This is a genomic window from Candidatus Planktophila sp. (assembly GCA_030681675.1).
In the GTDB taxonomy this organism is placed as follows: domain Bacteria; phylum Actinomycetota; class Actinomycetes; order Nanopelagicales; family Nanopelagicaceae; genus Planktophila.
Map to the genome: position 1 here is coordinate 24,839 of JAUXRP010000017.1, position 23,567 is coordinate 48,405.

Here is a 23,567-nt window from a genome sequence, read left to right on the forward strand (position 1 = left end):
CGACAACATAAGGGTAGCCTTAATTTGTGAATGAAGAGTTTGAAAACCTGATTAGTAATTTTGAGCGGCATCTTGGAGTCGAGCGAAATCTATCGGGCCACACAATTCGCGCATACATTGGTGATCTCTCATCACTGCTAGAGCATTTGGAAAAACTTGGGCTGACTAACATTGCAAAACTAGAGCTCTCACATCTTCGATCATGGCTGGCTAATCAGAGTGTAAAGGGCGCGGCGCGCACCACGATTTCGCGCCGTGCGGTTTCAGTGCGTTTATTTACAAAGTGGGCCTTCAAAAATAACTATCTTACCTCCGATGTCGGGGCCAGTCTGGCGACTCCGAAGGGACTTCGCACATTACCTGGAGTACTCGATATTAATAGCGCAGCGCTGGCGATGGATTCTTTGGCCGCTAGGGCAAGTGATGAAGAGACACCATTATCGCTTCGAGATGTTGCAATGGTTGAGCTTCTTTATGCAACTGGCGCAAGAGTGGGCGAACTCTGTGAATTAGATCTGGAGGATATTGATTTTAATCGCAACACGATTCGTGTGCTAGGAAAGGGCAATAAAGAGAGAACGATTCCCATGGGGAAACCGGCGGTTCATGCTTTAGAAGTTTGGTTGGCCAAAGGGCGAAAAGATTTAGCGACTGAGTTATCTGCTACAGCGGTTTTTCTTGGTGCCCGCGGGGGTCGCATAGATCAGCGCACAGTGCGCAGTGTTGTATATGAATCGCTGAGTGCGATTGAGGGAATTGAACGCATGGGTCCGCACGGGCTGCGTCACTCTGCCGCCACGCATCTGCTTGAAGGTGGAGCGGATTTGCGTACGGTGCAAGAGATATTGGGGCATGCCTCTCTAGCAACAACTCAGATTTATACTCATGTATCAACGCAGCGTTTACACAAAGTATTTAAGAATGCGCACCCACGGGCATGAATGCGTCAATAGTAGTTATACCAACTTATAACGAGCGTGAGAGCATCGCATCGCTACTCGATGCTTTAAAAAAACTACCTGTAGATGTTTTGGTAATCGATGATGGCTCACCCGATGGGACGGCGCAGATTTGCAGAGCTCATGGAGTGGAAGTCTTTTCACGTACTGGGAAAATGGGTTTAGGTAGTGCCTACCGGACTGGTTTTGCCCTCGCCTTAAAGCGCGGTTATAAAAATATTATTCAAATGGATGCCGATGGCTCACATCAAGTTCGGGATTTAACGACAATGATGGAGTGGATCGGCAGTAGCGAACTACTTATTGGCTCTCGCTGGGTAGCCGATGGGGCGATTGAGAATTGGAGCAAGTTCCGTGAATATCTTTCAAAAGGAGCCAACGCCTATGCAAATGTTCTTTTATCCCTTGGCGTTAGGGATACAACGTCGGGCTTTCGCATCTACGCCGCCGAGCTTTTACAGCGTATGGATATCGCCACAATCAAGAGTGATGGTTACTGCTTCCAAATTGAGATGACTCGCCGCGCCTTGGCTTGTGGAGCAACTGTCGGAGAAATCCCGATCACTTTTATCGAGCGCGCACTTGGAGTCAGCAAAATGTCCTTTTCGATCGCCCTCGAGGCGATGCTACGCATCACGGCATGGGGGTTTTTACGCTTATTTGGGCGCAGCTAGTTCGGTAAAAAGGGCTTCGTGGCTACAGGTAGAATCTGGCCTGCGCCGCGAGCTCCCAATCTTTGGGGATTTGCCGGTGACATCTCAGCACTGCCTTGGCCTTAAAACCAGGTGAATCATCTCGGTCCGTTTATTCGGTCGATGACTCTCAGTGCGACGGGCTCAACAAACGTTAAGCCATAACCGAGCGGGTTTTTTGCGCGTGCGCATTAAATCTATGAAGGAGTAACCCTGCCATGGCAGTTGTAACAATGCGAGAACTTCTCGACAGTGGAGTCCACTTCGGACACCAAACTCGTCGATGGAATCCAAAGATGAAGCGTTTTATTTTCACTGAGCGCAACGGAATTTACATTATCGATATTCAGCAGTCACTTGGACTAATCGATAATGCATATGAGTTTGTAAAGGATACGGTCGCTAAGGGCGGTCACATTTTATTTGTCGGTACAAAGAAGCAGGCACATGAGCCAATCATTCAGCAAGCTGCACGAGTTGGAATGCCAACTGTCACCGAGCGCTGGTTGGGCGGAATGCTTACTAACTTCCCAACGGTATACAAGCGTATTCAGCGACTAAAAGAGTTAGAAGCGTTAGAGAATACAAACGATCTTCTGCTTACAAAGAAAGAGCTATTGATGCTTCGCCGCGAGCGCGAGAAGCTTTTCAAGAACCTTGACGGTATTCGTCACATGACTAAGTTACCTTCAGCGATTTGGGTAGTAGATACAAAGAAAGAACACCTTGCAGTACAAGAGGCTAAGAAACTTGGTATTCCTGTTATTGCGATCCTAGATACAAACTGTGATCCCGATGAAGTTGATTACAAGATTCCAGGCAATGATGATGCAATCCGTTCAATTGGATTACTCACTCGCGTTATTACCGATGCAATCGTTGCTGGCTTAGCCGCACGCTCTACGGTAGTTAAAGAAGAGACAAAGTCAGGTGCACCAACAGAAGTTGCCGCTGGTGAGCCAATGGCCGACTGGGAGAAAGAGATAGCAGGTTCGTCCGAATCCATGTCCGAGCCAACGGAGAATCTAGATGTGGCACCAGTTCCAGCTCAAGAATCGAGCACAGATGTAGTGGTTGAAACACCAGCTCAAGAATCGAGCACAGGTGTAGTGTCCGAACCAGTAGCTGACGTTACTGTGTCCGAGCCTGTCGTTGAAACACCAGCGCCAGTAGAAGGAGAGTAATTATTATGGCTGCATATACAGCTGCCGATGTAAAAAGACTTCGCGAAGCTACCGCTGCGGGAATGCTCGATTGCAAGAAGGCACTCGATGAGGCAGATGGCGATTACGATAAGGCGATCGACATAATCCGAGTTAAGGGCTTAAAGGGAGTCACTAAGCGCGAAGGTCGTCTAACCTCAAATGGCGCAGTTGTTGCAAAGGTTGAGGGCAACCTCGGCGTGATGCTCGAACTTAACTGCGAAACCGATTTCGTTGCAAAGGGTGATCGATTCATCGCCCTTGCCGATGAGTTGCTAAAGCATTTGCAAATTGTGCAATCGGATTCAGTTGAGGCATTCTTAACAACAACTATGCCTAATGGAAACACAGTCCAATCAGTCATCAATGAGGCCAATGCGATGCTTGGTGAAAAGATTGAAGTTCGCCGCATTGCCGTTCTTAAGGATTCACCAGTGGGCATCTATCTTCACCGTACAAGTCCAGATCTGCCACCGCAGGTCGGCGTGCTTGTGCAGTTAGTAAAAGATGCCGGTGATGTTGGAAAAGACATCGCTCAGCACATCGCCGCCTTTGCACCACAGTTCGTTAATCGCGAAGATGTCCCTGCAGAGATGATTGAAAATGAGCGACGTATCGCCCACGAAACTGCAATTGAAGAGGGTAAGCCTGAGGCCTCCCTTTTGAAAATTGTAGAAGGTCGCGTTACTGGCTTTGTTAAAGAAGTCTCACTTATTGAGCAGTCATTTGCTAAGGATGCTAAAAAGACCGTCAAGCAGATTCTCGATGAGGCAGGAACGGCCGTTAAGGCATTTCACCGCTTCCGCGTGGGTCAATAGGCTTTAGGGGAGTAACGCCTAAGATTTAACCATCGAATAACTAGTTAAAAGGAGCACTTATGTCCGGTACACGAGGAACGTATCGGCGAGTGCTCCTTAAACTTTCTGGAGAGGTTTTTGGTGGAGCCAAAGGCATCGGTGTTGATCCCGATGTTGTACAAGATATTGCTAAGCAGATTGCCGACGTTGCACGAACAGGTGTGCAGGTTGCAATTGTGGTTGGCGGCGGTAATTATTTCCGCGGAGCAGAACTACAGCAGCGCGGAATGGATCGCGCTCGCGCCGACTACATGGGAATGCTCGGAACGGTCATGAACTGTTTGGCGCTTCAAGATTTTCTTGAAAAAGAGGGGATTCAAACCCGCGTCCAGACTGCAATAACTATGGGACAAGTTGCCGAACCATATGTTCCGCTGCGCGCGATCCGTCATTTAGAAAAAGGTCGCGTTGTCATCTTTGGCGCAGGTGCTGGAATGCCATATTTTACAACCGATACCGTCTCGGCCCAGCGTGCACTTGAAATTGGTGCTGAAGCTTTGCTCTTAGCTAAAAGTGGAGTGGATGGCGTCTATAGCGCCGACCCAAAGAAGGATTCTAAGGCGGTCAAGTACGACAGCATCTCGTATGACGAGGTCTTAACTAAGTCGTTAGCCGTTGCCGATGCTGCAGCATTTGCCTTGTGCCGCGAAAACAAGTTGCCCATAGTCGTCTTTGACTTATTGGAGAATGGAAATATCGGTCGTGCCGTTCGAGGCGAATTAATTGGAACTTTAGTCGATTAAATTTCGCTGTAGCGAGATACAAATTATTTATCGGGCACCATCATGATCGAGCTCGAGGGGCACTCTGAGACGCAAATTCCGCAGCCTTTACAGTAATCCAAATTAATCTCAAAGCCCTTACCGGGACCTAATTTTATAATGGCGTTATCGGGACAGACGCCAAAACAGTTATCGCACTCAAAGCAGTTGCCACATGACATACATCGGCGGGCCTCATACAAGGCGTTGCTCTCATCTAAACCCTTTACTACTTCTGAGAAATCCTTAGCCCGTCTGGTCGCCTCTAGGCGCTCGCGCACAATGTGCGGAGCATCGGTGTAGTACCACGTATTTAACTGCTCATAGGTAACTAGATCATTGTTGTCGATCTTTTCATAAACTGTTTTGCGCAGCCAAGCATCGATATTTCTAGCAGCCTTTTTACCGTGCCCGACGCCAGTTGTTACAGTGCGCTCTGCTGGAATCATGTCTCCGCCGGCAAAAATTCCTGGGTGAGTGGTCATCATTGTGGAATCAACTGGCATCACGCCATCTTTAGTATCTAAATCGGCGCTATTGCCCAACAGAGAAAAATCAACCTCTTGACCTAACGCCAAAATTAAAGAGTCGGCTTCAAGAGTTTCAAACTCACCAGTTGGTTGAGGATATCCATCAGCATCTAGCGCCATTTTTTCAATCTGCATACTTTTTTCATCGACGTGCTTAACGGTGGAGAGCCATTTAACTAAAATACCCTCTTCAAGCGCTTCAGTAATCTCTTCATCATTTGCCGGTGCTTTATCGCGGGTTCGACGATAGACAATAATCGCTTCTTCTGCGCCAAGTCTTTTAGCGGTGCGTGCGACATCCATCGCAGTATTGCCGCCACCATAGACAACGACTTTTCGTCCGAGTAATGGTTGATTGCCGTCTTCGACATCATGTAAGACTTTAATCGCATCTAATATGCGCGCAGCCTCACTTGCTGGAATGTAAGCGCGCTTGCTCAACTGGGCGCCAATTGCTAAGAAGACTGCGCTAAAGCCCTCGTTGAGCGCTTCGTGCACGTCATCAACTCGAGTATTCATTTCAAAGAGAACACCCATATCTTTGATGCGATTGATTTCAGCATCGAGTACTTCACGAGGAAGGCGATATTTAGGAATTCCATAGCGCATCATTCCGCCTGGCGCATGCGTTGCATCTCGAACCGTGACGCTATGACCCATGCAACGTAAGTGATAAGCCGCGGATAATCCCGCTGGACCAGCTCCGATAACGAGAACTTTAAAGCCACTCTCTACCGTCGGCGGTGGAATACTCCAACCCTTTTCAATGGCGTGATCGCCTAGGAATCGCTCGACCGAATTAATTCCAACGGCCTCATCAAGTTCGGCTCGATTACAGACGCTTTGACATGGGTGATAGCAGACGCGCCCCATAATCGCCGGAAATGGATTTTCAAGAATTAATGCCCGCCAAGCCGCTTCATACGAGCCATCTTCTGCGATATATAACCAGTTTTGAATATTCTCACCCGCTGGACATGCGTTGTTGCAGGGTGGCATGCGATGGACATACTCAGGTTTTTCTACACGCCATGATCCAGTGTGGTTAGCAAGGGATGAGTTCACTGAAAGCGTTATTGCAAATGGTTTTTCCATTAGATGCTCGAACTTTCATCTGAGAGGAGGTTATAGCGGGATATATTTTTATTGGCCGTTTCTTGCAACAAATCGATAACATCATCGCGGCGGTTAGGTGAAAATAAGTGTGAATATCTAATTTGAAGTTTTAAATACTCTTCGACCATGACACGGTGGCGAATTGGAGTCGTGGAAGTTACTTCGCCGGATTCGGCCTCAAAGACTGGGAAAAGACCAGATTGCGTTGCAAGACGCGCGATTTTGATTGTGTCACAGGATTCTGAACCCCACCCCAGTGGACATGGCACTAAAACATGAATATAACGCGCACCTCGAAAGGACATCGCCTTGATGACCTTTGCCTCTAGATCACGTAAATCTGCAACGGTAGCCGTTGCGACATATGGAATCTCATGTGCCATTGCGATACGAGGAAGGTTTTTTCCTTGACCAAAAACATTTCCAGGGTTTTCACCAACGGCTTGAGTGGTGGCCGTACGCGCTGCTGGGGGAGTTGCACCTGAGCGCTGGACACCGGTATTCATGTAAGCCTCATTGTCATAACAGATGTATAAAACATCGTCATTTCGCTCAAACATTCCAGAGAGTGCGCCGAATCCGATATCTACCGTTGCGCCATCTCCACCTTGACCAATGACGCGAATATCGTTTTTGCCTTGGGCCTTAAGGGCTGCTGCAACACCAGTTGCAACTGCTGGAGCGTTACCAAAAAGAGAGTGAAGCCAAGCGATTCTCCACGATGATTCAGGATACGGTGTCGAGAAAACCTCTAAACATCCCGTTGCATTAACTGCGATTATCTTGTCATCAGTTGCACGCATCGCAGCATCTAATGCATAACGTGCCCCTAACGCTTCACCGCAGCCCTGGCAGGCGCGATGGCCAGAAGTCAGAGCATTGGCGCGTTCAGGATCGGATTGAATCGAGCGATCCTCGGCCGATAGCAAGCGGTTACCGATTGCAAAACTGCCCACTTGATAAAACTTTATAGGTGTTGTTGGCATCTGATTACCACACCTCTCGCAAAATTTCGCTATCTGCTAACTCTTGATCGAGATCTAGAAAAGTTAAATCTTCGACTCCATCAACACATGCGCGATCTAAATATTGTCGCAGCGAATCTTTAGTTATTGGGCGCCCGCCAAGGCCGGCAATGACGGTGTAATCCTTAGTCGAACTTCCGCGTAAGCTTGCGCGAACATTTTCAATCACGATTCCACCGATACCAACTTGGAATGCTTTCTCTAGAACAATAACGCGCTTAGCGTGTGATAAAGCGGCACGTACAACATCGGTCGGAAATGGCCTGAATGCGATTATTCCAAGAACTCCAATAGCAATATCGGCGGCAACCATTTCGTCGACAACATCTTTTATTGTTCCGAGGACTGATCCCAACGCTATAACGACCGTGTCAGCGCCATCGAGTTTGTAGCCACGTACTAAGCCACCTGAGCTGCGACCGAAAATCTCTTGAAAATCCCTCGCAACTTTGGGGATTACTTCTAAGGCCAGTTGGTTCTTCATGTGCGCCATGTACTTCACTTCTGTAAATGCCTCTGGCCCGACCATCGCACCGATAGATACTGGATTACTAGGATCTAAAATTTGGCGTGGCACAAATGGTGGTAAGAACTTATCAACTTGGGGCCGCTCCGGAACATCTACCCGCTCGTAGGCGTGGGTCAGAATAAAGCCATCCATGCAGACCATAACTGGAAGTGAGAGATCTTCGGCGATTTTAAAGGCCTGGACATGTAGATCTGCCGCCTCCTGATTTGTTTCGGCATAAATCTGTATCCAGCCACTATCACGTTGGGACATTGAATCACTGTGATCATTCCAAATATTTATCGGAGCACCTATCGCTCGATTTGCAACGGTCATAACGATTGGAAGACCTAACCCTGAAGCGTTGTAAACCGCCTCAACCATATAGAGAAGGCCTTGACTGGCCGTGGCCGTGTATGTGCGCGCACCTGTTGCGCTGGCTCCGATCGCCACCGACATCGCGGCAAATTCGGATTCTACGTTAATAAACTCGCAACCCACTAAAGAACCATTTTTAACCAGCTGACTTAAACCTTCAACAATATGGGTTTGGGGCGAGATTGGATAAGCGCAAATTACCTGCGGACGACAGGCTGCTACCGTGTCGGCAACGGCCTTAGAGCCCTCTACTTGTCTAAGCATCTGCAGGCACCATCGCTAACACATATTCGTAAGCGGCCGTTGCTGCGGCACAGTTAGAGGCGGCGATTTTCGGTTTAAATTTTTCGCTGATCGCATGCGTTACGGAGTCCAGTGAAATCACTTTAGTAAGCGCAGCAAAGGCTCCAAGTAAAACAGCATTTGGCACTGGTCGACCTAAATGCTCCATCGCCATTGCAGTAGCTGGCACAGTAATTAATCGAGTGTGGGTATCGGCCAATTCTGAAATGCCTAACTGCTCAAAAGTACGAGTGGAATTAATAAGGGCATAGCCGTCACTCTTTAAACCGGCAAAGACATCGACTTGTTTTAAAAGTGTGGAATCTTGAATGATGAGTGCATCTGGAAACATTATCGGTTCTCGAACACGAATTTCAGCATCGGCGATACGGCAAAAAGCAACTACAGGTGCACCAGTGCGTTCAGATCCAAAACTTGGAAAAGCTTGTGCGAATCGTTTTTCATCAAAAGCCGATTGTGCTAAGAGTTCGGCTGCAGTCACCACCCCTTGGCCACCACGGCCATGGAAACGTACTTGAAACATATGGACCTCTCCGTCGCATTTACTATGTAAAAACTACTCCTCAAGCTTGGCCGATTGAATGCATCTAGTGAGTGCCAGCGCCAATTTGAGTAAAAACCCTTGATTTACGCTTAGTTTTTCATACGTAATTTAAATCACTTTTCGTAATATACAATCGCCATCAGCGGTTTCTCTCCGCAACCAGAGAATTAGAACCACGTTAAGAAGGAGAACCGATGTCAGATGTAGCAAGCGTCCTCAAGGATGCCGATACCAAGATGAGCAAGGCGGTAGAGGTTGCCAAAGATGATTTTGCTTCTATCCGCACAGGTCGTGCGCATCCATCGCTCTTTAACAAAATTATGGTCGATTACTACGGCACCTATACCGCACTCTCTCAGTTAGCATCGATTCAAGTTCCAGAGGCGCGCCTTGCCACAATTGCGCCATTTGATAAGAGTGCAATGGCAAACATTGAAAAGGCGATCCGTGACTCCGATTTAGGTGTTAACCCTTCAAGTGATGGTGTTCTTATCCGAATCAATTTTCCTCAGCTCACGGAAGAGCGACGGAAGGAGTACATCAAAGTTGTAAAAGGTAAGGCAGAGGATTCAAAGATTTCAATGCGCAATATTCGCCGAGCCGCAAAAGAGGCGATTGAAAAAATGGAAAAAGATGGCGATGTGGGTAAAGATGATGTTGCCCGCGGAGAAAAAGAGTTGGAAAAAATTACATCAGATCATGTTGCTAAAGTCGATGAGCTTTTTAAGCACAAGGAGGCTGAACTCCTAGAAATATAAGGGGTTGAGGTTCAGATGTCTGACATTCATTCAATAAACGAGGCAATCAATAAACGAGCTGGGCGAAAGCTGCTGCCGTCAATAGTCGTCTCTTTATCTTTGATTGCACTGATCTGGTTTGCTTTGGCTTACCAACGCGAAATCTTTGCTGTGGTTGTGGCCGTAGCCGTGCTTCTAGGAATTCGCGAAATCGTTCGCGCTTTTAACGCACGAGGCATCTATTTATCACTGAGAGGATTAGTTTTCGCGTCCATTGCGCTCTCGTACGCAACATGGAACGGGGGAGTTGCAGGCCTTGCTGTTGCTACGGCGATAGCCATACCAATACTGCTGATTCAACTCTTGACCAAGGGCCCAGAAGGCTTTGTGGCAAGTGCAACGGCAACTACATTCTCTCTGCTATATCTGCCATTTTTAGGCGGTTTTTTAATTCTTCTGGGTAGGACGAGCACTGGTTTTGAGCGTGTCATGACCTTTGTGATATTAGTTTCTTGCAACGATACTTTTGGCTACATCATGGGAGTTCTTTTCGGCAAACATCCTATGGCGCCTAAAATCTCGCCAAAAAAGAGTTGGGAGGGTTTGACCGGTTCCTTAATCTTTACTGTACTTGGTGGAACCCTAGCTTTTTACTACATCATGGATATGAAATGGTGGATCGGGGCCGTGGTTGGTTTGATGATTGTCTTTACCGCAACATGCGGAGATCTCATTGAAAGTGCGATGAAGCGTGATTTAGCGCTGAAGGATATGGGAACGCTTCTGCCCGGTCATGGTGGAATGCTCGATCGTTTGGACTCAGTTTTGATTTCTGCTCCAGCCCTGTGGCTAGCACTTGAGTTAGTAAAGAACTGGTTATGAATCCCCCAGAGATTAATTTAGTATTCGATGAGCCAGCCCAACGAAAAAAAGTACCTAAACATTTAGCTGACTATTCACCTGATGAGCGGCGCGAAACCGTAAAATCAATGGGCTTACCGGCCTTTCGAGCTTCGCAAGTTGCCACACATTATTTCTCTCATCTATCAGATGATCCCCAAACGTGGAGCGATATTCCAGTTGAATTGCGCCACAGTTTGGCCGATCAATTAACACCAAAACTTATTGAATTGGTCCGATCAGTATCGTGTGATGAAGGTATGACACGTAAGGATTTGTGGAAGTTACACGATGGAGTATTAGTTGAAAGTGTTTTAATGCGTTATACCGATCGCGTGACCGTCTGTATCTCATCCCAAGCCGGGTGTGGAATGAACTGCCCCTTTTGTGCCACTGGTCAGGCTGGATTAACTCGGAATTTAAGTGCAGGTGAAATCACCGAGCAGATAGTTGCCGCCGCCCGAGCATGTTTTAATGGTGAGCTGCCCGGAGGTCCAACCCGTCTTTCTAATATAGTTTTTATGGGAATGGGTGAGCCTTTGGCTAACTACAACGCAGTGATGCGTTCAGTTCGAAATATCACCGATTCACATCCAGATGGTCTAGGAATTAGTGCGCGCTCTGTCACGGTGTCAACCGTTGGGCTTGTCAATGGAATTGAAAAACTTACCGAAGAGGGTTTAGCACTAACGCTGGCCGTCTCCTTGCATACCCCAGATGATGAGCTTCGGAATACGTTAGTGCCGATAAATTCGCGTTGGAATATTAAAGAGGTTTTAGCCGCCGCCGATAGGTATGAAAAGCGCACTGGACGCCGATATTCCATTGAATATGCCTTGATTCGTGACATCAATGATCAGTCGTGGCGCGCGGATCTACTTGGCCGACTTCTTAAGAATCGCAACGCTCACGTGAATTTAATTCCGCTCAATCCAACCCCCGGTTCGAAGTGGACAGCTTCTCGCCGCGAAGATGAGGCCGAGTTCGTTCGCATTTTGGAAAGTTACGGGGTGCCCGTCACGGTACGGGATACTCGGGGGCGTGAAATCGATGGTGCATGTGGACAGTTAGCGGCCGCTGAAAAAACTCGAACCGACTAGTTACCTTTTACCTCAGTTGGTAGGCTCAATCCCATGGAAAAGTTAACGAACTTTATTAATGGCAGCGCCGTAGACAGCACTTCCGGTGAAACAAGCTCTCTTATAAATCCATCTACAGGAGCGGCATATGCAACTGCGCCGAAATCAAATGCAGCCGATATCGATACCGCATTTCGCGCAGCAAGTGATGCATTTCCTGGGTGGCGCGACTCAACACCATCGCAACGGCAACGAGCACTATTAAAAATTGCAGATGCAATTGAAGATCGCCAGAGCGAAATAATTGCAATTGAATGTCGAAATACAGGTAAGCCAATTTCCTTAACTACGACGGAGGAAGTTCCACCAATGGTCGATCAAATTCGATTCTTCGCTGGAGCTGCAAGAAACCTTGAAGGTAAATCTGCCGGCGAATACATGCCGGGTATGACATCGATGATTCGCCGCGAACCTGTCGGTGTCATCGGCCAAGTAACGCCATGGAACTATCCGATGATGATGGCCGTGTGGAAATGGGCACCTGCAATTGCAGCTGGCAATACCGTTGTCTTAAAGCCAAGTGATACGACACCGGCATCAACTGTATGGATGGCATCACTGATGGCCGAGTATTTACCTGACGGAGTCTTCAATGTAGTTTGTGGCGAGCGCGAAACTGGACGTGCAATGGTTGAACACAAGCGTCCTGACATGGTTTCAATAACAGGTTCAGTTGGAGCTGGAATTCAAGTTGCCCAATCTGCAGCTGCCCAACTTAAGCGTGTTCATTTAGAGTTAGGTGGCAAAGCTCCCGTCGTTGTATTTGCCGATGCCGACTTAGAGGCCGCAGCCGAAGCTATTGCGATCGCTGGATATTTCAATGCTGGCCAGGACTGCACCGCCGCAACTCGCGTGATTGTTCAAGCGAACGTGTATGAGGATTTTGTAGCACTTTTGAGCGCGCAAGCTAAGGCAGTTGCCATCGGTGCACCAGATGAAGATGTCTTCCTCGGTCCAGTAAATAACGCCAACCAATTAGCGCGAGTTTCGGGCTTTCTTGATCGCCTACCAACACATGCCAGCGTCATGAGTGGAGGAAGCGCCCTAGACCGACCAGGATTTTTCTTCCCAGCAACCGTTGTCGCCGGCCTGCACCAAGATGACGAGATGATTCAAAATGAAATTTTCGGACCCGTTATCACGGTCCAGAGTTTTAGCGATGAGGCCGAGGCGGTATCTATGGCAAATGGTGTTGACTATGGCCTTGCATCAAGCATCTGGACTAAGGATCATGGCCGTGCAATGCGTATGGCCAAGGCCTTTGACTTTGGTTGTGTATGGATCAATACACATATCCCCGTCGTCGCTGAAATGCCACATGGTGGCTTTAAACGTTCAGGCTACGGTAAAGATTTATCGGCCTATGGTTTTGAAGATTACACACGGATTAAGCATGTAATGACCAATCTTGGGGCATAGAATTTGCGCCAGAACCTCACTTTCTAAGGAGTAAATCAGAATGGCAACAGAGCGATCAATCTCACCAGAGGCACGTTCAATTCTTGGCGCTCGCATTTCGCGCAGAAGCGTTCTTGCAGGCGCAGGCGGATTAGGAGCTGTCGGCTTACTAGCAGCATGTGGTGGTGGCGGTGATTCAGCTACTGAAAACACAGTGAGATGGGGCAACTGGCCTTTGTATTTAGATTTTGATGAGGCAACCAAAACCTATCCAACTCTCGTTAAATTCTCTGAGTCAACTGGAATCGATGCACAGTACTTTGAAGATTACAACGACAACGATGAGTTCTTTGGAAAAGTACAGGCACAGCTCAAGCTCGGCGAAGACATTGGCTATGACGTAGTCACACCAACTGACTGGATGGCGGCGCGATGGATGCGCCTTGGATATACACAGAAATTTGATTTAGCAAATATTCCAAATGCAGGAAATATTTTGGACTCTCTTAAATCTCCATCGTATGACCCTATGCGCGAATCATCACTAACGTGGCAGGGCATCATGGCTGGCTTTGGTTGGAATACTGAAAAGAATCCAAAGGGCATACGTACTCTCGATGAACTCTTTGCACCACAGAACAAAGGCAAGATCGTTGTACTCACTGAAATGCGTGACACGATTGGAGTAATTCTTCTTGCTCAAGGCGTAGATATTACAACGGTCACTGAAGATCAATTTATGAACGCAGTTGATTTCATGGCCGGAAAGATTTCCGATGGTTGGATTCGTGGAGTTAAAGGCAATGAATATGCTGAAGATTTAACTTCAGGTGATGCAACCGCAGTTATCGGCTGGTCAGGGGATATGTTCATTCTCGCAAATGAGAATGAGGGTAAGTTCGACTTTGCAATTCCAGAGTCGGGCGGCACAATCTCAGGTGATAACTTGATGATTCCATCCACGGCCTCACCAACAGGTAAAGCAAATGGCGAAAAATTAATTAATTATTACTACGATCCTGTAGTGGCCGCCGAAGTTGCCGCTTATGTTAATTACGTATGTCCAGTTCAGGGAGCTCAGGCTGAGATGGAGAAAATCGCTCCAGAGCTTGCAACGAGTGAGTTCATTTTCCCTAGCGAAAATACTTCTTCTCGCCTCCATGTATTCCGCTCATTGACTCCAGCAGAAGAGACAACTTGGGCCGAGGCCTTTCAGCAGGCTCAAGGCAATTAGTGGCAATTGATCCAATTGCCGCACGTGGGGATTTACAGTTAACACGAATCACTAAGTCTTACGGTGATTTCAAAGCCGTTGATGATTTAACGTTAACGATTCCTAAAGGCTCTTTTTTCGCACTTCTTGGACCTTCGGGCTGTGGCAAAACAACGACGCTGCGCATGGTTGCCGGACTTGAAGAGCCAACGGTTGGAAGTATTTACTTAGGTGATACTGACATAACTACGACTCGCCCCTATCAACGTCCTATCAATACCGTTTTTCAAAATTATGCACTATTTCCACATTTAACTATCTTTGAAAATATCGCTTTTGGTTTACGCCGCCGTGGAGTTAAAGATGTTAACGAGCAGGTCGATAAAGTGCTCAACCTAGTTGAGCTTCCGCATCTTGCCGAGCGCAAGCCAACACAGTTATCCGGTGGACAGCAACAGCGCATTGCACTTGCCCGTGCAATTGTTAATCGACCAGCGCTCTTACTATTGGATGAGCCACTTGGTGCACTTGATTTAAAACTGCGCCGTCAGATGCAGATTGAACTCAAGTGGATTCAACGCGAAGTCGGCCTGACTTTTGTGCACGTGACTCACGATCAAGAAGAGGCTATGACAATGGCCGACACAATCGCAGTTATGAACGAAGGCAAGATTGAGCAGATGGGCTCACCAGTTGATTTATATGATGATCCAGAGACTGCATTTGTTGCAAACTTTCTTGGACAGTCAAATCTGATTAAAGGAAAGATTGAAGGAAATGATGGTGATAATTTAGTTATCGATCTCTTTGGCCAAAAGATATCTATGCCCAAGTCGCGCTCTCATGCCGTCGATAACTCCCTCTATGCCGGAATTCGTCCAGAGAAGTTCCGTATTTCACGCACAGGTTCGGATGTGCGTGGCAACTTTCTCACTGGTGGGCGAATCGAAGATGTTTCATATATCGGCGTGAGTACGCAGTATGTGGTTGCAATGCCATGGGGACAAGAGTTGATGGTCTTTGAACAAAACGATGATGGGGTACCTCCATTTAATAAAGGTGAAGATGTTGTCATCTCGTGGGAACCAAGCTTTACTTTTGGTCTTCGCGGAGATGAAGATATTGAAGCAGGTACTGAGGTAGATCTAGAGCAGTTAGATGAATAAAGAGTAATGAGCATGACCTTACCAAAGGTGCGTGTTCCTTACCTGTTGTTATTTCCAGGTTTTGCATTTCTCTTCACTTTCTTCATCCTTCCAATTGCTAACTTAGCTCAGACATCAACCCAAACTCCTATTGTTGGGGGTGATACAGGTCAAAATGAGCAGACATTTGCTTTTAGCAATTACATCAATGCCTTTCTCGAAAATAAAGAGCAGTTTGGCCGCTCATTTATTTACGCCTCCCTTGCAACTATTTTTGCTTTGGCTATCGCCTATCCACTTGCCTACGCAATTGCATTTAAGTCAGGCAAATTTAAGAATATTTTGTTGGTTTTAGTTGTTGCGCCATTCTTTACATCGTTTTTGCTCCGTACAGTTGCCTGGAAACAAATCCTTGGTGAAGAGGGTTTTCTAGTTCCAACACTTCGAAGCCTGAACTTAATGGGCGAGCAGACCACGATAACTTCCACTGCCGTAGCAGTAGTGGCCGGTATGACGTATAACTTTCTTCCCTTTATGACCCTACCTTTATATGCCTCTCTTGAGCGCATAGATCCGCGCACTATTGAGGCCTCGGGAGATCTTTATGCCAATGCGATCACAACTTTCCGCAAAGTTACGGTCCCGCTTTCGATGCCCGGAGTTGTCGCCGGCACTTTGCTTACATTTATTCCAGCAGCCGGTGACTATGTAAATGCCGCTATTCTCGGAAGCCCGAACACAAAGATGATCGGAAATGTTATTGAGTCACGCTATTTCAAGATTGTTGACTATCCAACGGCCGCGGCACTCTCATTTACTCTGATGGCCGCAATCTTAATTCTTGTAACGCTCTATATTCGAAAAGCCGGGACGGATGAGTTGGTATGAGTACTAAAACCATAGCTCCCAGTATTCCTACAATTCCATACAAAGCTCGCCTCGCGCGTTGGTTTGGGCGTAACCTTCTTCGCATTTACATGGTCTTTGGTTTTAGCTACCTCTTTATTCCAGTTGCATATACCTTCGCATTTTCATTTAATGATTCAGGCAAAAGCAATTTAATTTGGAAGGGTTTTACCTTAAACAACTGGCAAAACCCTTGTGGCGCTCCACAAATTTGTAACGCGCTTGGCAACTCAATAAAGATTGGCTTACTAGCCACCATTTTTTCAACGATTCTTGGCACGATGATTGCCTTTGCGATTGGCCGATATCACTTCGCGGGACGCTCAAGCTCTAACCTTCTAATTTTCTTACCAATGGCTACCCCAGAAATCGTTTTAGGTGCATCTTTACTCTCTCTGTTCTTAGTATTTAAAGTTAATCCAGGCTTCTGGCCTACTGTTATTGCACATGTAATGTTTTGTATCTCATTTGTAGTAGTCACCGTTAAGGCCCGTATCGCCAGTTTAGATCCGCGCCTTGAACAAGCGGCAATGGATTTATATGCCAATGAAGTTGAAACTTTCCGCCGTGTAACTCTTCCACTTGTAGCCCCAGGAATTGCCGCTGCTGCCTTACTTGCATTCTCACTCTCGTTCGATGATTTTATTATCACAAACTTTAATTCAGGAACAATGACGACTTTTCCAAAGTTTGTCTATGTCTCGGCCGCGCGTGGCATACCTGCTCAGGCAAATGTCATTGGATCGTCGATGTTTTTCTTGGCTTTAGCTATTGTTATAGCGGGGCAGTTAGTAAACCGTAAAAAAGCACGCTAAAGGCCGGATAGCACGATGGCCACCATCGATCCCTCTATTCTTAAACATCTCATCTATATGCAGTCAGCTTTGTACTGACTAGATGAAGATCCACTAGAACCTTTGCCACATCCAGCTTTGAACTTTGCATAGTGCCGTCATCAGGTGGATCTTCTCTTCCGTGTTTAAAGCGTACTCACTTCTTGGCTAAAAGTGACGCTATTTATCTATAGATGATGTTTTACGGCCCGAGCGTTTAAAAGCTTCAATTAAAATATAACTATAGAGTTGCGTAATTCCTTCGACGACATTACCTATATTTTCAAGATAGGCATTCAGTAATTTTCTACTTGTCATTGCGACTTCAAATAGAATTTGGTAATCGCCAGAAATTGTTGCCAAATATCTAACATGGTTATCAAGTATTAACTTTTCTGCAATTATTGAAACGTCTCGGGGCGCGCATTTAATCCACATCCAACACTCAACAGGGAAACCAATCACCGCTGGATTTACAACAGCATGAATTGAGAGCGCGCCAGAATCAAGAAGTTGAGTAGTTTTCCTACGAGCCGTTGCTTCTGTGAGTCCGCAAGCCCGCGAAATTTGGTCAAAGGTAGCTCGTCCATTCTTAGAAAGAATCTCAAGGATGAGTTGATCATCGGGTAGCAACTCAATTTCTTCAATTGGACGTGGAAGAAGCTCCATCGAAATCTTTTCACGCTCTTCATGTGTAAGAATACCAGGGTTCCACTGCGCGGCAGTTCGATAATATTTTAAACAGCTCGAGGAGTTTACAGCGATGACTCCAGGAATTCCTGGGATGAAGTTGAGCAAAATATCGGATAACAAGGAAGGACTTCCAAATATTTCGCTGATACATTCATTTGTCCCGGTAGTTAAGTAGACGAAGATTGTTTCAGGTAGATTTGCTAGAGCAGTCGCCACAATTGTGTTAGCTCCGGGTGCGCACGTAACACGAACAATCATGGCCTCCTTGCGTGCCATGGCCCCTCTTTCAATGAGACCCGTGACCTGAATAACGCCTCGTGCGAGCAGCTCTTGACCTCGGCGCGAGACTGTGCGATCGGGCAGTTGGAGCACCTCGGCGATAGTAGTAAAAGCCGCTCGCCCATCTACCTGCAGATAACCAATGATCCTTCGATTGATCTCGTCCAATTCTTCATACATGGCCATAAGTTTGGCGATTTCCGTCACTTCGTGTCAAGTATTGATATTTGTGGCGCAATATGTGAATCTCCTCTCACACAATGAAGTATCTAGCCAAAGGTGGGCCATATGGCCAAAGATGTAGGGTGGGCAGATCTGACCATCGCCGGAGTTTCGAAGAGTTTTCGCGATCCTAGGGGCGCTGAAGTTAAGGCATTAGATGGCGTGAACCTTGATATTCCAACAGGGGAGTTTGTCGTCCTACTTGGGCCATCCGGTTGTGGAAAGACTACCTTGCTACGAAGCATCGCGGGTTTTGAAAAAATCGATGCCGGCTCGATTAATTTGGGTGGAAAGCGAATAGACCAACTGCCACCTCATAAGCGCCCTGTCAATACCGTCTTTCAAAGTTACGCGCTTTTCCCTCACATGAGCGTTGCGCAAAACATTGCATTTGGCCTGGAGAATGAAAAAATTGAAAAAAACGAGGTTAATTCTCGAGTTGCTCAAGTATTGGAGCTTGTTGAGATGAGTGCGCTCGCCGAACGTAAGCCATCCCAGATGTCGGGAGGACAGCAACAGCGTGCTGCACTTGCGCGCGCACTTGCTAAAAAACCTAAAGTGCTTCTCCTTGATGAACCTTTGGCCGCGTTGGATTTGAAACTACGTAAATCAATGCAGATTGAACTTAAAAGAATTCACCGCGCCACTGGAACTACCTTCCTCTTTGTGACCCACGATCAGAATGAAGCAATGGCACTTGGCGATCGAATTGCAGTATTTAGCAATGGTCAACTTCAACAAGTAGGTACCCCGTATGAAATTTACACGGCTCCGAAAAGTGAGTTTGTTGCAAACTTCATAGGTGAATCAACGGTTCTACATGGTGAAGTAAATAAGAGTTCTTTTAATGGCGATGGATTGACCATCCATGAATTGCCAGATTCCATAAAAGAGAGTCGCAACGGTAAATTGATTATTCGTCCGGAAGCACTTTCATTGATAACCGGAACAAATAATTGTGGCCAGGCCGAGCTGAAAGAGGTCATCTTTGCTGGTGATGCTCTTGAGGTTTTGCTATTAACGTCAACTAGGTGCGAAGTAAAAGTTAAATCCGATGTATCTCTTTTGGCGCAACTCAAAATCGGTGATAGCTATGAACTCTTTGTCGATACACATCAAATTGGCCAGCTGGCTTAAATGAAGATAAGCGCGCGTCGTGAACGTGCTCCTGGATTTTATGGTCCTAGCTCCGTTTCAATTCCAGCCTATGTAACTGGAATCCTGTTGGTTGGCTGCCCACTCATTGTTATAACAATATTCTCATTTCTCCAGCGCGGAGATTTTGGTTCAGGGGTAATTCATAAATTCACTCTCGACGCTTACCGAACCGTATTCTTCGAGACCGATCTGATGGGCGTTAAATCCTTCAACTTCTCATTTCTTTCCATCATTTTGAGATCGGTTATTTTAGCTTTTACTGTCACAGTAATCTGTTTAATTGTTGGTATTCCAACCGCAATTTGGATAGCCCTTCAGAAGAAATCAACGCAACGACTCTTAATAGCTTTAGTTACGATTCCATTTTGGGTTAATGTTTTAGCTCGCACCTATGCATGGATGCTTCTTTTAGCCGATGGTGGACTATTTAATCAATTAGGTGCACCAGTCTTGCTTTATACATCTTGGGCCACCTTTATCGGGCTGACATACGCCTTTTTGCCCTTCATGGTTCTACCAATATATGCATCGGCAGAAAAGCTAGATAGAAGTATTTTGGAGGCCGCCTTTGATCTTGGGGCTTCCGGGTGGCGAGTACTGCTTCGAATCGTAATCCCGATGATTAAGTTTGGAATTTTCGCTGGAGTTGCCATTGTCTTTATCCCAGCACTTGGTGCCTATGTTCAGCCAGCTTTACTCGGTGGTAATAAGACAATGCTCATTGGAAGCTTAATTAATGATCAATTTGGTGAATCTCGTAACTGGCCAGTCGGTTCGGCCTTGGCGGTACTTCTCCTTGCTATGACAGGAATTATTCTTCTTTCTACGCGCAAACGTAAGTTGGAGTTTGCACGATGAGGCAGAGACAGTGGAGCGTGGCAAACTTGCCGCTCATTCGACCAATCTGCATTGCGAGTTTAGTTTTCCTATATCTCCCACTCTTGACGGTCTTAGTTTTCTCCTTCAATACGTCTGAAGATGCAACAGTGTGGAGTGGATTTTCGACACGGTGGTACAGCACAATTCTAGAGAACACAGATTTAATTCGAGCTGCAAAAGTCTCTCTTTCGATTGCAATTCCATGTGCCATTATCGCCGCGCTTATTGCAACTGGATTGGCAATTGGAATGGGTATTGCAACTGGCAAATTCCAGAACGCTCTCCGCGCATTAGTTAACGCACCTCTCGTGCTTCCAGAAATTGTTACTGCTGTCGGAACGCTTGCACTATTTTCATTAGTTGGGGTTCCTCTTCATTATTTCTCACTCTTATTTGCTCACGTGGTAATGTGTGTGCCTTTTGCATTCTTGCCTATTCGCTCTCGTCTACGCGATTTCGACCAAAACATATTTGAAGCAGCCCGTGATTTAGGAGCAAGTTCGGTACGAGTAATGATGAAGATTACTGTTCCTCTGCTAATTCCGGCGTTGCTTTCAAGCGGCTTACTTTCATTCATTATCAGTATGGATGACTTTCTCACTTCTCTCTTTGTATCGGGCCCAGAAACTACAACGTTGCCTATCTATATTTTCGGACTTTTGAAACTGGGAGCAACTCCAGAAGTAAATGTAATAGCCGCACTATTGCTAATCATCCCAACTCTGGGGTTATTAGCAGGAATCACATGGAGCACAACAAGGAGGAGAAGCAATGAAGCTAGGAATAAGTAAGTTAACTATGGGGCATCGAAAGCGCTTAGCGCTGGCGAGTGTCGCAACTGCCGTCTCGTTACTTGTCGGAATCGGGATTCCACAAGCAGGTGCAGCAGGTCTGTATCCAAGCAAGCCAAAGGGGACCGAACTCAATCTCTACAATTGGAGTAATTACATTGATCCAGCTCTACTGAAGCGCTTTACTGTTGAGACTGGAATCAACGTAAATCTCGGCGTTTACGACAGCAATGCTCAAATGCTTGCAAAGCTAGAGGCTGGCGCACGTGGATACGACATTATCGTGCCAACTGATTACATGGTTCAGATCATGAAGAAAAAAGGTTTGCTACAACGCATTCACCGTAGTTCATATCCAAATGGCGGAAATCTAAAGTCCGAGTTTTTAAACCCATACTTTGATCGTGGACGCTTCTATACGGTGCCTTATCTTCATGGTCTAACTGGATTTGGATACCTGAAGGACAAAGTAACAACAGAGCCGAGCACTTGGAAAGAGTTCTTTGCTGCTATCCCATCATATCCAGGCAAGACAACTATCTTTGATGACAAGAAAGAAGTTATCGATGCTGCACTACGTTCAATGGGGTACAAGCCTTGTACTAAAAATGTAGCTCAACTTCAAAAGGCCCAGGATTTAATTAAGTCGATTAAGCCAAATCTAAACACGATTGCTAGCTCGGGAAACATTGGACGTTTATCAGGCGGAACGTCGGTTCTCTTGATGATGTATAACGGCGCTACCTATAAGGCGAAGCTTGCCAATCCAAATGTTGTTTTCGTCTATCCAAAAGATGGAATGCCCTTATGGCAAGACAACTTTGCAATACCAGTTGGCGCTAAGAACATTGATAACGCCAAGATCTTCCTTAATTGGATGATGGATCCAAAAAACATCGCCCAAGCATCCAACTGGGCTGCTTACAACAACGGTATTGCAGGATCTGAGAAATACTTATTACCTGCAATGCAAGCAGACACAGCATTCTCGCCAACAGCTGCACAGATGGCTTTGGGCGTTGCAATGGCTCCATGCTCAACAGAGGTAAATGATCTATACACAAAAGTATGGACTGCGTTTAAGGGATAACTAGAGAGTGCGTGGCACCTCACTTCGAGGGTCTTGGTGCCGCGCACGATCTATCTCATTTAAATCGGAAGAACTTAATGGAAGAGAGAGTTGAATTTGTGTTGAAAAATATTGGGAATCAATTCAATAGTGCAGATATTAATCTGGACAATTGGAAGGACTTTCCTTATAGTGCATATACATTTCAAAATGTGGCAGAACTGATTCCAGTCCATGAAATAAGTGGCCCGGGGAGTGCAGCAATTCCAAAGGAGATAGATTTTTCGCTATTGGCAAGTAGCTACGACATTTCTGGGAAGATGCAAACAGGTGCTGACTTTCTGCGCGATAGTTACACAGATGCACTTTTAGTTGTAAGAAATGGCACAATTGTGGCTGAGTATTTTGCTAATGACATGAATCTTCATACTCCCCACTTAACTTTTTCGGTCAGCAAGTCAATCACTGGAATCATTGCAGGAATAGTTTTGAAGAAGTTTGGCATTAGTTCAGATGTAAAGGTCTCAACAATCATTGATGGAACAAGCGGCGGAGCTTATGCCGATGCCTCAATTCGAAACCTGCTCGATATGAGTGTTAGTTTGGATTTTGATGAGAGTTATGCCAGTAAAGAGGGTGTGTATGCTAGATATCGCCAAGCGATGCTATGGATGTCGCGAGAAAAGGGTTCTGAGTACTCTGAAGAAGATTTAGAGAAATTCATTCTCTCGCTTCCAAAGGCGCAGGGCGAACATGGTTACCGATTCTCTTACAAATCACCCAATGCAGATCTTCTCGGATTGGTAGTGCAAAAAATTTCGGGTAAGCCATTGGCTCAATTGATTTCCCAAGAATTATGGCAACCATTGGGATGCGGTCCAGCAACGATAACGATTGATAGAAAAGAGATGGCCCGAACTGCCGGAGGCTTGAGTTGTTCAATTAGCGACCTAGCACTTGTCGGTGAATTAATGCGACGTAGCGGAAAAGATGGTGAAGAGAGTTTAATTGATCCGATCTGGGTCGTTGATACCTTTGCCCATGGTGACGCACAAGCCTGGACACGTGGCGAGTTTTATTCTAGTTTTCCTAAGGGCGCCTATCGAAATCAGTGGTACTCGATTGGTGAGGGAGAGCTTTGCGCCATTGGAATCCACGGCCAGTGGATTTACATCAACACAGTTAAAAAAATAGTAATTACGAAGTTCTCCTGCCAACCGACGGCAGATGATGATGAGCTTGACCGAAAGAGCCTGGATTTCTTTAGGGCGGTTTCCAACAGGCTTTAAAGTCCTAACGCAAACTTTAGCTCACTGGAATCTTCGGCTTT

General features: G+C 46.3%; 23 protein-coding genes. 18 read left to right on the forward strand and 5 right to left on the reverse strand.

Features of this window, described 5'->3' with window-relative positions; all coding sequences use genetic code 11:
* The first annotated feature begins 26 nt into the window (after positions 1-26).
* The 5 genes from Q8K48_05140 to pyrH all read left to right on the forward strand — a co-directional run bounded on the left by Q8K48_05140 (position 27) and on the right by pyrH (position 4,453).
* A complete protein-coding gene (locus Q8K48_05140) occupies positions 27-941 on the forward strand; it encodes a tyrosine recombinase XerC (GenBank protein MDP1851782.1) in 915 nt (304 codons plus the stop codon).
* Complete coding sequence (locus tag Q8K48_05145) at positions 938-1,633, forward strand: polyprenol monophosphomannose synthase (GenBank protein MDP1851783.1); 696 nt, start codon at positions 938-940, stop codon at positions 1,631-1,633. Before Q8K48_05140 ends, Q8K48_05145 begins: the two co-directional genes overlap by 4 nt.
* 236 nt (positions 1,634-1,869) lie before the next feature.
* Positions 1,870-2,835, forward strand: coding sequence for a 30S ribosomal protein S2 (gene rpsB, locus Q8K48_05150; GenBank protein MDP1851784.1), 966 nt, complete (start codon positions 1,870-1,872; stop codon positions 2,833-2,835).
* Between the two features lie 5 nt (positions 2,836-2,840).
* The gene (gene tsf / locus Q8K48_05155) at positions 2,841-3,671 is read left to right on the forward strand and encodes a translation elongation factor Ts (GenBank protein ID MDP1851785.1); all 831 of its coding nucleotides are present in this window, start codon (positions 2,841-2,843) and stop codon (positions 3,669-3,671) included.
* Between the two features lie 59 nt (positions 3,672-3,730).
* Positions 3,731-4,453: a UMP kinase gene (gene pyrH / locus Q8K48_05160; protein MDP1851786.1), complete on the forward strand. Its 723-nt coding sequence runs from the start codon at positions 3,731-3,733 to the stop codon at positions 4,451-4,453.
* 23 nt (positions 4,454-4,476) lie between these two features.
* On the opposite strand, the gene Q8K48_05165 is transcribed toward pyrH, so the two are convergent.
* The 4 genes from Q8K48_05165 to Q8K48_05180 are packed head-to-tail and all read right to left on the reverse strand — an operon-like array spanning position 4,477 to position 8,854.
* Complete coding sequence (locus Q8K48_05165; protein MDP1851787.1) at positions 4,477-6,096, reverse strand: NAD(P)-binding protein; 1,620 nt, start codon at positions 6,094-6,096, stop codon at positions 4,477-4,479.
* The gene (locus Q8K48_05170; GenBank protein MDP1851788.1) at positions 6,096-7,103 is read right to left on the reverse strand and encodes a thiamine pyrophosphate-dependent enzyme; all 1,008 of its coding nucleotides are present in this window, start codon (positions 7,101-7,103) and stop codon (positions 6,096-6,098) included. The genes Q8K48_05165 and Q8K48_05170 overlap by 1 nt, the downstream gene beginning before the upstream one ends.
* Before the next feature lie 4 nt (positions 7,104-7,107).
* A complete protein-coding gene (locus Q8K48_05175) occupies positions 7,108-8,292 on the reverse strand; it encodes a transketolase C-terminal domain-containing protein (GenBank protein ID MDP1851789.1) in 1,185 nt (394 codons plus the stop codon).
* Positions 8,285-8,854 carry a 2-oxoacid:acceptor oxidoreductase family protein gene (locus Q8K48_05180; GenBank protein MDP1851790.1) on the reverse strand — a complete coding sequence of 190 codons (570 nt, stop codon included), beginning with the start codon at positions 8,852-8,854 and terminating at the stop codon, positions 8,285-8,287. The genes Q8K48_05175 and Q8K48_05180 overlap by 8 nt, the downstream gene beginning before the upstream one ends.
* A 215-nt stretch (positions 8,855-9,069) precedes the next feature.
* On the opposite strand from Q8K48_05180, the gene frr reads away from it, so the two are divergent.
* The 8 genes from frr to Q8K48_05220 are packed head-to-tail and all read left to right on the forward strand — an operon-like array spanning position 9,070 to position 17,128.
* On the forward strand, positions 9,070-9,633 hold the full coding sequence (gene frr, locus Q8K48_05185; GenBank protein MDP1851791.1) for a ribosome recycling factor: 564 nt from the start codon (positions 9,070-9,072) through the stop codon (positions 9,631-9,633).
* A gap of 15 nt (positions 9,634-9,648) precedes the next feature.
* Positions 9,649-10,494 carry a phosphatidate cytidylyltransferase gene (locus Q8K48_05190; GenBank protein MDP1851792.1) on the forward strand — a complete coding sequence of 282 codons (846 nt, stop codon included), beginning with the start codon at positions 9,649-9,651 and terminating at the stop codon, positions 10,492-10,494.
* On the forward strand, positions 10,491-11,612 hold the full coding sequence (rlmN, locus tag Q8K48_05195; protein ID MDP1851793.1) for a 23S rRNA (adenine(2503)-C(2))-methyltransferase RlmN: 1,122 nt from the start codon (positions 10,491-10,493) through the stop codon (positions 11,610-11,612). The genes Q8K48_05190 and rlmN overlap by 4 nt, the downstream gene beginning before the upstream one ends.
* 33 nt (positions 11,613-11,645) lie before the next feature.
* Positions 11,646-13,070, forward strand: a complete 1,425-nt coding sequence (locus tag Q8K48_05200; GenBank protein ID MDP1851794.1) for a gamma-aminobutyraldehyde dehydrogenase — start codon at positions 11,646-11,648, stop codon at positions 13,068-13,070.
* A 40-nt stretch (positions 13,071-13,110) separates the two neighbouring features.
* A complete protein-coding gene (locus tag Q8K48_05205; protein MDP1851795.1) occupies positions 13,111-14,283 on the forward strand; it encodes a spermidine/putrescine ABC transporter substrate-binding protein in 1,173 nt (390 codons plus the stop codon).
* Positions 14,283-15,428, forward strand: coding sequence for an ABC transporter ATP-binding protein (locus tag Q8K48_05210; protein MDP1851796.1), 1,146 nt, complete (start codon positions 14,283-14,285; stop codon positions 15,426-15,428). The genes Q8K48_05205 and Q8K48_05210 overlap by 1 nt, the downstream gene beginning before the upstream one ends.
* A gap of 12 nt (positions 15,429-15,440) precedes the next feature.
* Complete coding sequence (locus Q8K48_05215) at positions 15,441-16,295, forward strand: ABC transporter permease (GenBank protein ID MDP1851797.1); 855 nt, start codon at positions 15,441-15,443, stop codon at positions 16,293-16,295.
* Positions 16,292-17,128: an ABC transporter permease gene (locus Q8K48_05220; protein ID MDP1851798.1), complete on the forward strand. Its 837-nt coding sequence runs from the start codon at positions 16,292-16,294 to the stop codon at positions 17,126-17,128. The genes Q8K48_05215 and Q8K48_05220 overlap by 4 nt, the downstream gene beginning before the upstream one ends.
* Positions 17,129-17,326: 198 nt before the next feature.
* On the opposite strand, the gene Q8K48_05225 is transcribed toward Q8K48_05220, so the two are convergent.
* Entirely contained in the window at positions 17,327-18,298 is a 972-nt protein-coding gene (locus Q8K48_05225; protein ID MDP1851799.1) for an Lrp/AsnC family transcriptional regulator, read from the reverse strand.
* Between the two features lie 108 nt (positions 18,299-18,406).
* On the opposite strand from Q8K48_05225, the gene Q8K48_05230 reads away from it, so the two are divergent.
* From Q8K48_05230 to Q8K48_05250, 5 genes are all read left to right on the forward strand, one after another.
* A complete protein-coding gene (locus tag Q8K48_05230; protein ID MDP1851800.1) occupies positions 18,407-19,477 on the forward strand; it encodes an ABC transporter ATP-binding protein in 1,071 nt (356 codons plus the stop codon).
* Complete coding sequence (locus Q8K48_05235) at positions 19,478-20,356, forward strand: ABC transporter permease (GenBank protein MDP1851801.1); 879 nt, start codon at positions 19,478-19,480, stop codon at positions 20,354-20,356.
* Entirely contained in the window at positions 20,353-21,168 is an 816-nt protein-coding gene (locus Q8K48_05240; protein MDP1851802.1) for an ABC transporter permease, read from the forward strand. Before Q8K48_05235 ends, Q8K48_05240 begins: the two co-directional genes overlap by 4 nt.
* Positions 21,149-22,258: a spermidine/putrescine ABC transporter substrate-binding protein gene (locus Q8K48_05245; protein ID MDP1851803.1), complete on the forward strand. Its 1,110-nt coding sequence runs from the start codon at positions 21,149-21,151 to the stop codon at positions 22,256-22,258. The genes Q8K48_05240 and Q8K48_05245 overlap by 20 nt, the downstream gene beginning before the upstream one ends.
* 77 nt (positions 22,259-22,335) lie before the next feature.
* Positions 22,336-23,526, forward strand: a complete 1,191-nt coding sequence (locus Q8K48_05250; protein ID MDP1851804.1) for a serine hydrolase — start codon at positions 22,336-22,338, stop codon at positions 23,524-23,526.
* Positions 23,527-23,567: the final 41 nt, after the last annotated feature.